Source organism: Pseudophaeobacter flagellatus (genome assembly GCF_021228235.1).
In the GTDB taxonomy this organism is placed as follows: Bacteria; Pseudomonadota; Alphaproteobacteria; order Rhodobacterales; family Rhodobacteraceae; genus Pseudophaeobacter; species Pseudophaeobacter flagellatus.
Window position 1 is genome coordinate 158,060 of record NZ_JAJQRG010000006.1, and the last position, 13,726, is coordinate 171,785.

General features: G+C 60.8%; 12 protein-coding genes and 1 tRNA gene. 10 read left to right on the forward strand and 3 right to left on the reverse strand.

Annotated elements, in window-relative coordinates; translation table 11 throughout:
* Positions 1 to 8: 8 nt before the first annotated feature.
* Complete coding sequence (paaI, locus tag LRK71_RS13285) at positions 9 to 434, reverse strand: hydroxyphenylacetyl-CoA thioesterase PaaI (RefSeq protein ID WP_232404359.1); 426 nt, start codon at positions 432 to 434, stop codon at positions 9 to 11.
* A gap of 14 nt (positions 435 to 448) precedes the next feature.
* Positions 449 to 1,234, reverse strand: coding sequence for a 2-(1,2-epoxy-1,2-dihydrophenyl)acetyl-CoA isomerase PaaG (gene paaG / locus LRK71_RS13290; RefSeq protein ID WP_232404315.1), 786 nt, complete (start codon positions 1,232 to 1,234; stop codon positions 449 to 451).
* Between the two features lie 181 nt (positions 1,235 to 1,415).
* Between paaG and paaZ the strand changes: the two genes are divergently transcribed.
* The 4 genes from paaZ (at position 1,416) to LRK71_RS13310 (ending at position 5,505) form a co-directional block, all read left to right on the forward strand.
* Positions 1,416 to 3,446: a phenylacetic acid degradation bifunctional protein PaaZ gene (gene paaZ, locus LRK71_RS13295; RefSeq protein ID WP_232404316.1), complete on the forward strand. Its 2,031-nt coding sequence runs from the start codon at positions 1,416 to 1,418 to the stop codon at positions 3,444 to 3,446.
* A gap of 63 nt (positions 3,447 to 3,509) precedes the next feature.
* Positions 3,510 to 4,313, forward strand: coding sequence for a PaaX family transcriptional regulator C-terminal domain-containing protein (locus LRK71_RS13300; RefSeq protein ID WP_232404317.1), 804 nt, complete (start codon positions 3,510 to 3,512; stop codon positions 4,311 to 4,313).
* Between the two features lie 25 nt (positions 4,314 to 4,338).
* Complete coding sequence (locus tag LRK71_RS13305) at positions 4,339 to 5,307, forward strand: alpha/beta fold hydrolase (RefSeq protein WP_232404318.1); 969 nt, start codon at positions 4,339 to 4,341, stop codon at positions 5,305 to 5,307.
* A gap of 121 nt (positions 5,308 to 5,428) precedes the next feature.
* A tRNA-Met gene (locus tag LRK71_RS13310) sits at positions 5,429 to 5,505 on the forward strand.
* Between the two features lie 163 nt (positions 5,506 to 5,668).
* Here the strand turns inward: LRK71_RS13310 and LRK71_RS13315 are convergent.
* The gene (locus LRK71_RS13315) at positions 5,669 to 6,577 is read right to left on the reverse strand and encodes a LysR family transcriptional regulator (protein WP_232404319.1); all 909 of its coding nucleotides are present in this window, start codon (positions 6,575 to 6,577) and stop codon (positions 5,669 to 5,671) included.
* 196 nt (positions 6,578 to 6,773) lie between these two features.
* Between LRK71_RS13315 and LRK71_RS13320 the strand changes: the two genes are divergently transcribed.
* The 6 genes from LRK71_RS13320 to nosZ all read left to right on the forward strand — a co-directional run bounded on the left by LRK71_RS13320 (position 6,774) and on the right by nosZ (position 13,721).
* Complete coding sequence (locus LRK71_RS13320; protein WP_232404320.1) at positions 6,774 to 7,397, forward strand: glutathione S-transferase family protein; 624 nt, start codon at positions 6,774 to 6,776, stop codon at positions 7,395 to 7,397.
* A gap of 118 nt (positions 7,398 to 7,515) precedes the next feature.
* Positions 7,516 to 8,496, forward strand: a complete 981-nt coding sequence (locus tag LRK71_RS13325; protein WP_232404321.1) for a pyridoxamine 5'-phosphate oxidase family protein — start codon at positions 7,516 to 7,518, stop codon at positions 8,494 to 8,496.
* Between the two features lie 41 nt (positions 8,497 to 8,537).
* Positions 8,538 to 9,005 carry a nuclear transport factor 2 family protein gene (locus LRK71_RS13330; RefSeq protein WP_232404322.1) on the forward strand — a complete coding sequence of 156 codons (468 nt, stop codon included), beginning with the start codon at positions 8,538 to 8,540 and terminating at the stop codon, positions 9,003 to 9,005.
* 224 nt (positions 9,006 to 9,229) lie between these two features.
* Complete coding sequence (locus LRK71_RS13335) at positions 9,230 to 9,604, forward strand: hypothetical protein (RefSeq protein ID WP_232404323.1); 375 nt, start codon at positions 9,230 to 9,232, stop codon at positions 9,602 to 9,604.
* 38 nt (positions 9,605 to 9,642) lie between these two features.
* Positions 9,643 to 11,796, forward strand: a complete 2,154-nt coding sequence (locus tag LRK71_RS13340) for a 4Fe-4S binding protein (RefSeq protein ID WP_408636006.1) — start codon at positions 9,643 to 9,645, stop codon at positions 11,794 to 11,796.
* 11 nt (positions 11,797 to 11,807) lie between these two features.
* Positions 11,808 to 13,721 carry a TAT-dependent nitrous-oxide reductase gene (nosZ, locus tag LRK71_RS13345; RefSeq protein WP_232404324.1) on the forward strand — a complete coding sequence of 638 codons (1,914 nt, stop codon included), beginning with the start codon at positions 11,808 to 11,810 and terminating at the stop codon, positions 13,719 to 13,721.
* The last annotated feature ends 5 nt before the right edge of the window (positions 13,722 to 13,726 follow it).

Sequence of the window (13,726 nt, forward strand, 5' to 3'; positions counted from 1 at the left end):
CTCCTCACCTATTCGTCAAACAACTGGCCCTTGATCGCGCGCGAAAGCCCGCGAAAGGCGGCGATCATCTCGCCGTTCTGATTTTCCACCGCCACATCATAGATGCCGCTGCGCCCGGTCAAAGAAACCTCCGTCGCGCGGGCGATCAGCCGATCCCCCAACCTGCCAGCGGCGGTGAATGTGATAGAGTTGCTTTGCGCGACAGTCGATTGATTGCGGCTGTTGCAGGCAAAGGCAAAGGCACTGTCGGCCAACATGAAAGTCACGCCGCCATGGCAAATGCCATGGCCATTGCAGTGATGCGCCTTGACCGTCAATTCCAGCGTGGCGCGGCCCTCGTCCACGTCTGCAATCTCCATCCCGGCCCATTTCGAAGCCGCATCGCTGGCCCACATGGCCTCGGCGGATTTTTCGGCGCGTTGCTTTGATGTCAGATTTGCACGCATGCTCATTTCCCCTGAAACCTGGGGGCGCGCTTTTCAAGGAAAGACGCGACGCCCTCGGCGTAATCGGCGCTTTCGCCGCAGGTCTTCATGGCATCTGCCTCTTGCTCCAGATGATCCTGCAGTGTCGCGACAGCGGCGTCCTGAATGCAGTGTTTGCTAAGCCCCAGACCAAGCGTTGGGCCATTGCCCAGCTGCTGCGCCATGGCGCGAGCCTCGGCCATCAGATCAGCGTCCGGCACCGCCTTCCAGATCAGGCCCCAGTCTTCGGCCTGCTTGGCGGGCAGTGGCTGCGCGGTAAAGGCCAGTCCCTTGGCGCGGGCTTCGCCCAGCAGGCGCGGCAGATGCCAGCTGCCGCCGGTGTCCGGGATCAGGCCAACCTTGGAAAAGGACTGGATGAATTTGGCGCTTTCACCGGCAAAGACCATGTCGCAGGCCAGCGCGATATTAGCCCCGGCCCCGGCGGCGACACCATTCACCGCGCAGATCACCGGGAAGTTCAGCGACCGGATCAGGCGTACCAGCGGCGCGTAGAATGTGCGTACCGTGTTACCAAGATCAGGTGGGCCGTCCATCTTACTGGGATCGCGATCGCCAAGATCCTGCCCGGCGCAAAACCCGCGCCCGGCGCCTGTCAGCAGAATCGCCCGTGCCCCACCATCGCGTGCGGCCTCGATCGCGGCGCGCAGCGCATAGTGCATCTCATCATTGAAACTGTTGAGCCGATCGGGCCGATTCAGGGTGATCTCTACCCAGGTACCATGATCCGCCACCAGAATTGTCTCGGACATCTCTCTCTCCCTCATCCAGCGCCCGGCCCCACCTGGGCTGCGGTCAAAGCTGTTGGACAAACTTCTTGCATAAACCGACCGGACGGTCAATATATCATGCAACGCAAATCTGAGGCCCCGCCTCGGCGACTCGTCCTGCCAGCCGCCGACAGCGCCCCAACAGGAAAGCAAAGGACACAGCATGAGCCTTCGAGATGTATCGAGTTTTGCCGCAGGTCAGTGGATCGCCCCAGGTGCGGGTGCCCGCAGCATCGCCAGCGCCATAACAGGCGCACCGCTGGCCCAGGCCGGCAATGACGCGCTGGATGTGCAGGCCATGCTGTCCTACGCCCGCGACACCGGCGGCCCTGCCCTACGTGCCCTGACCTTTCATGATCGCGCCCGTATGCTCAAGGCGCTGGCGGCCCATCTGGGCCAGCACAAACATGCGCTGTATGATCTGAGCTTTGAAACAGGCGCCACTCAGGCTGATCACATGATCGACATCGACGGCGGCATTGGCACCATGTTTGTCTTTGCCTCCAAGGGGCGGCGCGAAATGCCCGATGCGCAGGTCTATCTGGACGGAGAGGTAGAGCAGCTGTCGCGCAACGGCACCTTTCTTGGCCAGCATATCTGCACGCCGATGCAGGGGGTTGCGGTGCATATCAATGCCTTCAACTTCCCGGTCTGGGGCATGCTGGAGAAACTTGCCCCGACGCTGCTGGCGGGGGTTCCTGCGATTGTGAAACCAGCCACCGCCACCTGCTATGTGACGGAATTGGCTGTGCGCCTGATGCTGGACAGCGGCATCCTGCCCGCTGGCGCACTGCAACTGGTGTCTGGGGGGCTTGGCGATATGCTCGACCATCTGACGATGCAGGATATCGTTAGCTTCACCGGCTCGGCCCAGACCGCGCTGAAACTGCGCCAGACCCCGGTCATTCTGGAAAACTCGATCCGCTTTGTGGCGGAACAGGACAGCCTGAACGCGTCGATCCTGGGGCCGGATGCCACCCCCGGCACGCCGGAATTTGACCTTTTCATCAAAGAAGTCAGCCGCGAGATGACCACCAAGGCGGGGCAGAAATGTACCGCCGTACGCCGCATCATCACGCCCGAGGCCCAGACCGAGGCGGTAATCGAAGCCCTCTCGGCACGTCTGGCCAAAACCACCATTGGTGACCCCCGCCTGGAAAGCACCCGCATGGGCGCGCTGGTCTCCAACGGGCAGAAACGTGACGTGCTGGAAAAGGCCGCGGTTCTGGCGACCGAGGCCACCCGCGTCTACGGCGATCCCGATGATTTCACCGTGGATGGTGCCGATGCCGAAAAAGGCGCCTTTGTGCCGCCGATGCTGTTCCACTGTGAAAACCCCGATGCGGCCAAGCGGGTACATGACACCGAAGCATTTGGCCCGGTTTCCACCGTGATGGGCTATCGAGATCTGGATCACGCCGTAGCCCTAGCCAACCGCGGTGAAGGCTCGCTGGTGGCATCCTGCATCACCAACGATCCAGAGGTGGCCCGCAGCGTTGCCATGGGTTCGGGAGCCTATCACGGACGGATCTATTTCAACAACCGCGCCTCGATGCAGGAAAGCACTGGGCATGGTTCTCCCCTGCCGCATATGGTGCATGGCGGCCCCGGACGGGCCGGCGGCGGCGAAGAGCTGGGCGGCATTCGCGGTGTAAAACACTATATGCAGCGCACCGCCATTCAGGGCAGCCCCGATATTCTGGCCGCAATTGGCCAGCAATGGGTGCCCGGCGGCACCGAAATCCCGGCCCCGGCGCATCCCTTCACCCGCAGGTATGGCGAATTGGCCATTGGCGAGACCCTCAACAGCCCCGCGCGCGAGGTGACGCTGGACGATATCGAGCATTTTGCCAAGTTCACCGGCGATACCTTCTATGCCCATATGGATGACGCAGCGGCGAAGCGGAATCCCTTCTTCCCCGGTCGCGTCGCGCATGGCTATCTGCTGCTCTCTTTTGCTGCCGGCCTGTTTGTCGAACCCAATGAAGGCCCCGTTCTTGCCAATACCGGTCTCGACAATCTGCGCTTTATGAAACCCGTCTCGGCGGGCGACAGCATCAAGGTGCGGCTTAGCGTCAAGAAAAAGACCCCCCGGAATGAAGACTACGGTGAGGTGCGCTGGCATGTCACCCTGACCAATCAGGACGATGAAAAGGTCGCGGAATACGAACTGCTGACCATGAATGCCTTCTAGGGCGACAGGGATCTTTTGCGCTCCGGGCTGGTCTATCCGCCCCGGAGCGCCTATCTTAAGCGCATGAATAGCGCGCACTCCCAATGGTTTGAGACAAGCATTGCCCAGTTGAACACCCTGCAAAACCTGCGGGTCTGGTCGATCATTGTCTCGCTGTTTGGCGATCTGGCGCAAAAACCCGGTGACCGCATCAACGGCACCACCCTCACCCGGATCATCACGCCCATGGGCATCAAGCCCGAAGCAACCCGCGTCGCCCTGCACCGGCTGCGCAAGGACGGCTGGATCGAAAGCACCCGCTCGGGCCGGGCCTCGGTGCATTACCTAACCGACTATGGCCGCAGCCAATCGGCCGCCGTGACCCCACGCATCTATGCCCGCGACCCCATCGCGCCACAGGACTGGCATCTGCTGATCTGCGAAGACAGCAGTGGCTCGGCCGCGCTGGAGGCGGCGCTGCTGCTGCCGCAATATACCAGGGTCAACCGCTGCACCGCGCTGGGGTATGGTCCCCGCCCGGTATCCCTGGACGCGGAATTCTTTGTTGCCAGCCTGTCACAACCGCAGGTCCCCAATTGGCTGCAGGCCCGGATGTTTCCAAAGGACCTGATCACCAGCTGCCAGGCACTGCAACGGGCCTTGGCAGAGCTCTCTCCTCCTGCGGATCTGTCGCCGGTGCAGGTGGCCACACTGCGCACCTTGATCGTGCACCACTGGCGTAGAATCGCCCTGCGCCACCCCGCCCTGCCGCCAAGCTTTCACCCCGCCGACTGGACCGGCGAGACCTGTCGCACCCGTGTTTTTGACCTGCTTGACCAGCTGCCGCGCCCCAGCCTGTCAGCGCTGGATCCCGGCACTGTCAGCTAAACCGCCCCGTTTCGGAGATAAGCCCATGTCCGCTCTTAGCAGTCTTGCCATTCTGGCGCTTGCCGCCCCCGCTGCCCTGCTGGGCGCATCGCATCTGAAAACCCGGCAGCTGGCCCGCGAGGCGCGCGACCTGGTGCCGCCCATTGGCCAGTTCTGCGCCACACCGCAGGGCAGAATACACTATATCGATATCGGGCCCCGCCAGGCCCAGCCGCTGGTTCTGATCCACGGGCTCAGCGGTCAGTTGCAACATTTCACCTATGCGCTGGCAGATCGCCTGGCTAAAGATCACCGGGTGATCGTTCTTGACCGGCCCGGATGTGGCTATTCAACCCGTACCAGTGACGCCATGGCCCGGCTGCCCGAACAAGCCAAGGCCCTGCTTGCGGTGCTGCAGAGCCTCGAGGTGAATCATCCTGTTCTGGTGGGCCATTCGCTGGGCGGTGCAGTGGCGCTGGCCATGGCGCTCGCAGCACCCGAGCGCATTGCCGGCCTGGCGCTGCTGTCGCCGCTGACCCACCCGGCAGAACAGGGGCCAGAGGCTTTCAAAGGCTTGATCGTGCACAATAACATGATGCGGCGCCTGATGGCGCAGACCGTGGCCATCCCCACCGCCAAGCGCACTGCCACCCCGGTTCTGAACCAAATCTTCGCCCCAGAGACCTGCCCCGATGACTTCCTGATCAAGGCTGGCGGTGCCCTTGGCCTGCGCCCCGAGAGCTTTGTCGCGGCCTCAGCGGATGCTTCCTTCCTCTATCCTGCGATTGAAACCCAGGCAGCGTGTTATGCCGCGCAGCTCAATACGCCCGGCGCGATTCTCTTTGGGTCAGAGGACGCCATTCTGGATCCGCTGACCCAGGGCAAAGTAATGGAGACCTATGGCCTTGACTGCCAGATCCTGCCGCAGCGAGGCCACATGCTGCCCATCACCGCACCGCAGCCCTGCGAAGACTTTATCCGGGCCACGGTGAAAGCCCTGGACAAGCAATCGTAACAAACTGAAGAAATCCGGCATTTTCCACCGGCGGCAAAAAAAACTGCCAAAAGAAGGTTTCTTCTGCAATTGCGCCTTGACCCCACGCGCCCCATTCCGTAAATCGCCCCTCACAGAAGATGGCGCGGTAGCTCAGTTGGTTAGAGCGATCGACTCATAATCGATAGGTCGGGAGTTCAAGTCTCCCCCACGCCACCACTTCTTTTCTGTCCCACCCCGAAGATACCCCCATAGATGACTGTTGCGCGGAAATGTTTCCGTCTGAACCGCCGATCTTGCCGCTATCGGCTCTGACCGATTGCTGCTCCACCTTATTTCGCGGCCCCCACCCCCTGCGTGGCCCGGTCAAAGCCCACCATGGCTAATCCCCAAGTGATGTAAGCGGAGCCGTGCGGAACCACTGGGCGAGATGCTCAATCAGGGCGCGAATGCGCGCGGTGAGGTGGCGGCTTGGCGGATAAACCACATAGAGCGGCAGCGGCGCGTCTTCATGCGCGCACAACAGCAGCTGCAATTGCCCCGCCTCGACAAAGCGCTGAACGGTGTAATAGGGACAGCGCGCAATGCCCTGCCCGCCCAGCGCCATATAGGCCACCGCGCGGGGGGAATTGGCGCGAAAGCTGCCGCCGACGGCGACCTCTGTTGTCGCCGCGCCCTCGTGAAACCGCCAGTGATCCGGCTGGCCCGAAGGCTGCAGCAGCAGGCAATTGTGATCGGTCAGCGCCGCCGGGGTGGCCGGGGTGCCGTGACGCGCCAGATAGCCCGGTGCCGCCACCACCACCCGGCGCATATCGCAGAGCCTGCGTGCCACCAATGTCGAATCCTGCAATTGCCCAAAGCGAATGGCCAGATCAATGCCCTCTTCGACAATCGGCACGTGGTGATCCGACAGCTGCATTTCTATCTGCACCTTGGGATGCGCCTGCTGAAACGGCATCAGGGCCTGTACCAATTCGCGGCTGCCAAAGCCGGTTGGCGCCGTCAGCCGAATTAGGCCGCCCAGCTCCGACTGGCGTTCCTGGATGACGCCTTCCAGTTCATCAATCTGATCCAGCAGCGGCAGGCAGCGTTCTAGATAGGCCTGCCCCGTATCGGTCAAGGTGACCGACCGGGTGGTGCGGTGCAGCAACTGGGCGCCCAGATGTTCCTCCAGCCGGGCAACATATTTGCTGGCCAGTTTGGTGCTGATGCCAATCTGACGCGCCCCGCCGGTAAAGGAGCTTTGCCCCGCCACCGCCGTAAAGGCACGCATGCATTGCAAAATATCCATCCCTACGCCTCCCTGGGTTCCGCTTTGATCAGGGCACCCATTACCCCCATAGCGTACATATATAGTCTATAAAGTGATCAATTATAACCTGAACGTTCTGAATGTATCTATCCCCTATCACTGCGGCCGGGCCAAAGGCCCTAGGTCGCATTGCTCATAGTCACCGCGCATGCGCGGCCTCAGATAGGAATATCTCATGTCTACAACACTCCGCATTCACAGCTTTCCGCTCTCTGGTCACGGCCACCGGGTTGAGCTCTTCGCCAGGCTGGCAGGCATCCCGCATGAGGTGGTGCATGTTGATCTGGCCAAGGGTGCCCAAAAGACCGACAGCTTTCTGGCATTGAACCCCGCCGGCCAGGTGCCGGTGGTCGAAGATGGTGCGGTGGTGATCAGCGATTCCAATGCCATTTTGGTCTATCTCGCCCGTAAATATGCCCCCAGCTATCTGCCCAGTGATCCCGTCAAAGAAGCCCAAGTGCAAAAGTTCCTCAGCCTGGCAGCAGGAGAGCTGGCCTTTGGCCCTGCGGCGGCGCGGCTGATAAATGTGTTTAACGCACCGCTGGATGCCGAGTTCTGCAAATCCGTCGCCACGCGCCTGCTGGCCAAGCTGGAACCCCATCTGGAGGGGCGCGATACCCTGGTTGACGACGGCGTCACCATCGCAGATGTGGCGCTCTATTCCTATCTGGCCCATGCGCCCGAAGGCGATATCTCGCTAGAACCCTTCCCGAATGTGCGCCGCTTCCTGGCCAAAATCGAAGGCCTGCCGGGTTTCAAGCCGATGCCCGCCACCCCGGTCGGCCTGTCTGCCGCCTGATCGCCGCCTATCTGGCACCAGGTGGAAATCGCAGCATCCAAAATGTCCCGGTCGCATCGCTGGCCGGGGCTGGAAACCTACGCGCCCCCTACCCTGCCCCCCCCCCATGAGGCCCGAGATGCCCAAGACCATCCCCCCAACTGCAGCGCCCGTCACTGCAGTGCAGCCAGATCCCGGCCCCTCCCCCTTTCACGCGGGGGAGCAGGCGCTGCAGCGCGCAAATGGCAGCCGCGACAGGATAGAGATGTTTGGTCGCCGGGCGATACGCCCATATCTGCCAGACCAGCACCGCGCCTTTTTTGCCCAGCTCCCCTTTGTGGCAGTGGCGGCAGTTGACGGGGATGGCCGCCCCTGGGCCAGCCTGTTTCCCGGCCCGCCCGGCTTTGTTCACACGCCTGATGAATACCACCTGGATCTTGCCTTGCATGGTGCTGCAGCCGACCCGGTGCGCCAGGCCCTGCAACCGGGTGCAGCGATTGGCCTGCTCGGGATCGAGATGCACAGCCGCCGCCGCAATCGGCTGAACGGGCGGATTAAATCGCTGGATATCAATCACATACGACTGCGGGTTGATCAGAGCTTTGGCAATTGCCCTAAATACATCAAGCGCCGCCAGCTGACCCCGTCGCGCCCCGCAACAGACAGTAGCCCCGCCAGGGTCTCTGCCCGATTTACCCAGTTGACCGGGGCGGTCCGTGACCAGATCGTGGCGGCTGAGGTGTTCTTTGTCGCCAGCGCCATCAAGGCGCAGGACAACCCCGTAATTCAGGGGGTTGATGTCTCTCATAGGGGAGGGCCTGTCGGATTTGTCAGGATCGACGGCAATAGCCTGATCATCCCCGACTATCGCGGCAACAACCACTTTAACACCTTGGGAAACTTTCTTCTGAACCCCAGGGCTGGGCTGGTCTTTCCCGATTTTGACAGCGGCACACTGCTGCAACTTACCGGGCGAACCGCCTTGCTGGCCCAAGATAGCCCCGAACTGCAGGGATTTGACGATGCTGTCGGCGGCTGGCGTTTTTCCCTGGATGAGGGGCTGTGCCTACAGGATGCCCTGCCCTTTCGCACCGATACCCAAACCCGAACTGACCAGTAGCCCCCGCGCTCTAGTCCCTGCAACATGGAGGATCCCAACCAATGGACACCCGCCCACCACTGCCGCCCTTTACCCAAGACAGCGCCCGCCACAAGGTCCGCCTGGCCGAAGATGGCTGGAACAGCCGCGATGCCGCCAAGGTGGCGCTTGCCTATACGCCCGACACCAGTTGGCGCAACCGGGCCTGCTTTGTCAGCGGGCGCGCCGAAGCGCAGCGCTTTCTCGCAGCAAAATGGACCAGAGAGCTGGAGTATCGCCTGATCAAGGAACTCTGGGCCTTCACCGAGAATCGCATTGCGGTGCGCTATGCCTATGAATGGCACGATGACAGCGGCAATTGGTTTCGCTCTTATGGCAATGAAAACTGGGAATTTACCGCAAATGGCCTGATGCAGAACCGCTTTGCCAGCATCAATGATCTGCCCATCAGCGCGCAGGAACGCAGGTTTCACTGGCCGCTTGGGCGCCGCCCGGATGATCATCCCGGTCTCTCTGATCTCGGGCTCTGATTTCCGGGCAGATAGCGGCAAAGGCAGGCGCTGAAAAAAATGTGCATCTACGATGTTATCTTTGATCTAGCTCAAATAACTGGACCTGTCCTGTCGCTAGGGTCGCGCATATCCTGCAACGAATCTGGCGACACATGGTCCTGCCCCCTTTTCATACACAACTTCAGCGGCTTGGTGCAGTATTGCGCCAAGCCTTGGGGTATGGTCTGGGTGCTATACTGATCATGCAGCTGTTGCTGCCGGGCCTTGGCCGGGCAGAGGCGGCAGAAAACTGGATCGAGATCTGTGGCGAGGTCGGCGTAGTCCGCATCGACATCGCCGCAGAGACAGGCAACACCCAGAACAAGGACTGCCCCGACTGCGGCACCTGCCTGATGTGTTTAGCGCAGATCACCCCCTCCCAGGCCACTGCGCCGACCCGGACCAAACCGGCCTATCTGACAGGCACAAGCGGACAGGTGCCATCTCTTGAGGTGGCGTCCAACCCGGCTCAGTTCTGGCATGATGGCCGGGGGCCTCCACGCAAGCAGCAACAGAACATGACACGCGCGCGCGGCGCGTTCATGGCGCACACTCAATATAAGGAGGTGGCGCTGTGAAGCTAATGCGCACCCTTTCCGGCTGGGTTACACCCCTGATGATCTCTCTCGTGGCATTCGCAGCCCCGAGCCTGGCGCAGGCCGACAGCCTTGCCTCCTTTCTGAGCGATCTTGCGCCAGCCGAGCTGATGCCCGGTGCCGATAGCTTTGGCCCGATCCGCGCGGATGTTCCCGTCGCGCCGATCCTGCAGGGCGGTGAGACCCTCGGTTATGCCTTTCTGACCTCTGATTTTGTTGGCACCACCGGATATTCCGGCAAGCCGATTCATGTGGTCGCCGGGATTGACCATGACGCGGTGCTGACCGGGGTCAAACTGGTCAAACACTCTGAGCCGATTGTCCTGATCGGCATTCCCAATTCCAAAATGGTTGCGCTCACCGAGAGCTACGCCGGGATGGACCTGAAGGCCGAGGCCGCCACCGGCGGCGAGGCGCATGACCTGGATATCATTTCCGGCGCTACCGTCACCATCATGATCATCGACGACAGTCTGGTCCGCGGCGGCATCAAGGTCGCACGCGCCCTGGGGCTGGGCGGGCTGGCCCCCAATCTCGCCACTGGCCCCAAGCGCGCCGTCGACATGACCCAGAGCGAAACCTACAACTGGCAGAGCCTGGCGGGTGATGGATCAACCCGGCGGATGACATTGGACATTGGCCAGATCAACGCCGCCTTTGAAGGGACCGGCGATGCCCGTGCCATCAAGCGCCCAGAACCGGGCAATCCCGACGACACCTATATCGACATGCATCTGGCGCTGGTTTCTGTACCGGCCATCGGTCGCAGCCTGCTGGGTGAGGCCGAATATCAAAACCTGTCCGACTGGCTGCAAGAGGGCGAAGAGGCCATTCTGGTACTGGGGCGTGGCGTCTATAGTTTTAAGGGATCCGGCTATGTGCGGGGCGGCATCTTTGACCGTATCCAACTGATCCAGGGTGACAATTCGGTGCGCTTCTTTGATAAACAGCATCGACGTCTAGGCGCATTGGCCACCGATGACAGCCCCAGTTTCAGCGAGCTGGACATCTTTAAGATCCCCGCCGATACCGAATTTGACCCGACCAAGCCCTTCCGCCTGCAACTCTTGGTACAGCGGTCGGTTGGTGCCATCGACAAGAGCTTTCTGACCTTTGATCTGGGGTACAAACTACCAGAATCATATCTGCAGCCACTGGCCCCGACCGCCCCCGTTGCCCTTAACAATGACAGCGACGAGGCCGCCGCCAAATCGGCGCTGTGGCAGCGGATCTGGCGTGACAAACAGGTCGAGATTGGCATTCTTGGCGCTATGCTTCTGGTGCTGACGGCGGTGTTTTTCTTCCAGTTCCAGTCCACCATGAATGCGCGCGTCTTCTACTGGTTCCGCATTGGCTACCTCAGCTTTACCCTGGTATTTCTGGGGTGGTACGCCAATGCGCAGCTTTCCGTTGTCAACCTGATGGCACTGGCCAGCTCTCTGCGGTCTGGCTTCACCTGGGATGCCTTCTTGATGGATCCGCTGGTCTTTATCCAGTGGTTTGCCATCGCCGCCGCGCTCCTGTTCTGGGGCCGGGGTGCCTATTGCGGCTGGCTCTGCCCCTTTGGTGCCCTGCAAGAGCTGACAAACAAGCTGGCCCGCGCCCTGAAGGTGCCGCAGTGGACCCTGCCCTGGGGCCTGCATGAACGGCTCTGGCCGGTGAAATACATGATCTTCCTTGGGCTGTTTGGCCTGTCGATGGTCTCTATGCCGCTGGCAGAGACCTATGCCGAGGTCGAGCCCTTCAAGACCGCGATCATTCTGAAGTTTGTCCGCGACTGGCCCTTTGTGCTGTTTGCCTTGATCCTGCTTCTGGCCGGCCTGTTTGTCGAACGCTTCTACTGTCGCTACCTCTGCCCTCTGGGTGGGGCGCTGGCGATCCCGGCCCGGATCCGCATGTTCGACTGGCTCAAACGCTACAAGGAATGTGGCAGCCCCTGTCAGACCTGCGCCAATGAATGCCCGGTTCAGGCCATTCACCCCACGGGTGAAATCAACCCGAATGAATGCGTCAACTGCCTGCATTGTCAGGTGCTTTACCAATCAGAAACCAAATGCCCGGTGGTGATCAAAAAGATCAAACGCCGCGCCAAGACTGGCAACCCCGGTCCTGATCTCGCCCTTGGCCGCCCACCGGCCAATCACCCCAACGCAGAAAAAGTATCTGTTTCCTGAAGGAGGACATCATGTCTGAAGAAGAGAAAACAAACCTATCCGTAACCCGTCGTGGCCTGCTGGGGGCAACCGCCACCGGTGCCGCCCTCGCCGCCACTGGCGTTAGCTCCTCGATGCTGGGCGCAGGCCCTGCCCAGGCCTCGGGCAACGAAGCCAGCCTGGCTCCGGGTGAGCTTGACGAATACTATGGCTTCTGGTCCTCGGGTCAGACCGGTGAGCTGCGCATCATGGGTGTGCCCTCCATGCGCGAATTCATGCGGGTGCCCGTGTTCAACCGCTGCTCTGCCACCGGCTGGGGCCAGACCAATGAATCGATGAAAATCCTGACCGAAGGCCTGCTGCCCGAGACCAAGGAATTCCTCGCGGCGAATGGCAAGAAAACCTACGACAACGGCGATTTGCACCACCCGCACATGTCCTTCACCGACGGGTCCTATGATGGTCGCTTTCTGTTCATGAACGACAAGGCCAATACCCGCGTGGCGCGGGTGCGCTGCGATGTCATGAAATGCGACAAGATCATCGAAGTCCCCAACGCGCATGACATCCACGGCCTGCGGCCGCAGAAATTCCCCCGCACCGGCTATGTCTTTGCCAATGGCGAACACGAAGCACCGCTGGTCAACGACGGCAAAGTGCTGGATGAGCCTTCGGAATATGTGAACATCTTCACCGCCATCGACGGCGACGAGATGGAAGTGGCCTGGCAGGTGATTGTCTCGGGCAACCTCGACAACACCGATTGCGACTACCAGGGCAAATATGCCTTCTCGACCTCCTACAACTCGGAAATGGGCATGAACCTGGCCGAGATGACCGAGAGCGAAATGGACCACGTCGTGGTCTTTAACCTGAAGGAAATCGAAAAAGGCATCGCAGCCGGCGATTATCAGGAATTGAAAGGCGTCAAGGTTGTCGATGGCCGCAAGGGCGCGGGCAACAAATACACCCGCTACATCCCGATCCCCAACTCCCCCCACGGTGTGAACGCAGCCCCCGACAAGCGCCACATCATGATCAACGGCAAACTGTCGCCCACCGTTTCAGTGATTGATGTCGAAAAGCTGGACGATCTGTTCAACAACGATGCCGACCCGCGTTCCGCTATCGTGGCCGAACCAGAGCTGGGCCTTGGGCCACTTCACACAGCCTTTGATAACAAGGGCCGCGCCTATACCACCCTGTTCCTCGACAGCCAGGTGGTGAAATGGGACATTGCCAAGGCGATTGAAGCCTATGCTGGCGGAGATGCCGACCCGATCCTTGAAAAGATCGACGTGCATTACCAGCCGGGCCACAACTCTACCTCGATGGGGGAAACCTCAGAGGCAGATGGCAAGTGGCTGATCTCGATGAACAAGTTCTCGAAAGACCGGTTCCTGAATGTCGGACCTCTGAAGCCCGAGAACGAGCAGCTCATCGACATCTCTGGCGATAAGATGAAGATTGTCCACGATGGCCCAACCTTTGCCGAACCCCACGACAGCATCATCGTGCACCGCTCCAAGGTGAACCCGGTGAATGTCTGGGATCGGAACGACCCAATGTGGGCCGATGCACGCGCCCAGGCCGAGGCAGACGGTGTGGATCTTGACGACTATCAGGAAGAGATCATCCGCGATGGCAACAAGGTCCGCGTCTATATGTCGAGCCAGGCGCCAAACTTCAGCCTCGAGAGCTTTAGCGTCAAGCAGGGCGATGAGGTCACCGTCCACGTCACCAACCTGGATGATATCGACGACCTGACACACGGCTTCTGCATGGCCAACTTTGGCGTCGCAATGGAGGTTGGCCCGCAGGCCACTGCCTCGGTCACCTTCATTGCCGAACGTCCTGGCGTGCACTGGTTCTATTGCCAGTGGTTCTGCCACGCACTGCACATGGAAATGCGCGGCCGGATGTTCGTAGAGCCTCGGGAGGCCTAAGCAAG

Bases quoted from the DNA above. Each gene is read 5' to 3' on its own strand.
- paaG (WP_232404315.1), bottom strand. From the start codon at position 1,234: ATGTCCGAGACAATTCTGGTGGCGGATCATGGTACCTGGGTAGAGATC.
- paaZ (WP_232404316.1), top strand. From the start codon at position 1,416: ATGAGCCTTCGAGATGTATCGAGTTTTGCCGCAGGTCAGTGGATCGCC.
- LRK71_RS13300 (WP_232404317.1), top strand. From the start codon at position 3,510: ATGAATAGCGCGCACTCCCAATGGTTTGAGACAAGCATTGCCCAGTTG.
- LRK71_RS13305 (WP_232404318.1), top strand. From the start codon at position 4,339: ATGTCCGCTCTTAGCAGTCTTGCCATTCTGGCGCTTGCCGCCCCCGCT.
- LRK71_RS13315 (WP_232404319.1), bottom strand. From the start codon at position 6,577: ATGGATATTTTGCAATGCATGCGTGCCTTTACGGCGGTGGCGGGGCAA.
- LRK71_RS13320 (WP_232404320.1), top strand. From the start codon at position 6,774: ATGTCTACAACACTCCGCATTCACAGCTTTCCGCTCTCTGGTCACGGC.
- LRK71_RS13325 (WP_232404321.1), top strand. From the start codon at position 7,516: ATGCCCAAGACCATCCCCCCAACTGCAGCGCCCGTCACTGCAGTGCAG.
- LRK71_RS13330 (WP_232404322.1), top strand. From the start codon at position 8,538: ATGGACACCCGCCCACCACTGCCGCCCTTTACCCAAGACAGCGCCCGC.
- LRK71_RS13335 (WP_232404323.1), top strand. From the start codon at position 9,230: ATGCAGCTGTTGCTGCCGGGCCTTGGCCGGGCAGAGGCGGCAGAAAAC.
- LRK71_RS13340 (WP_408636006.1), top strand. From the start codon at position 9,643: ATGATCTCTCTCGTGGCATTCGCAGCCCCGAGCCTGGCGCAGGCCGAC.
- nosZ (WP_232404324.1), top strand. From the start codon at position 11,808: ATGTCTGAAGAAGAGAAAACAAACCTATCCGTAACCCGTCGTGGCCTG.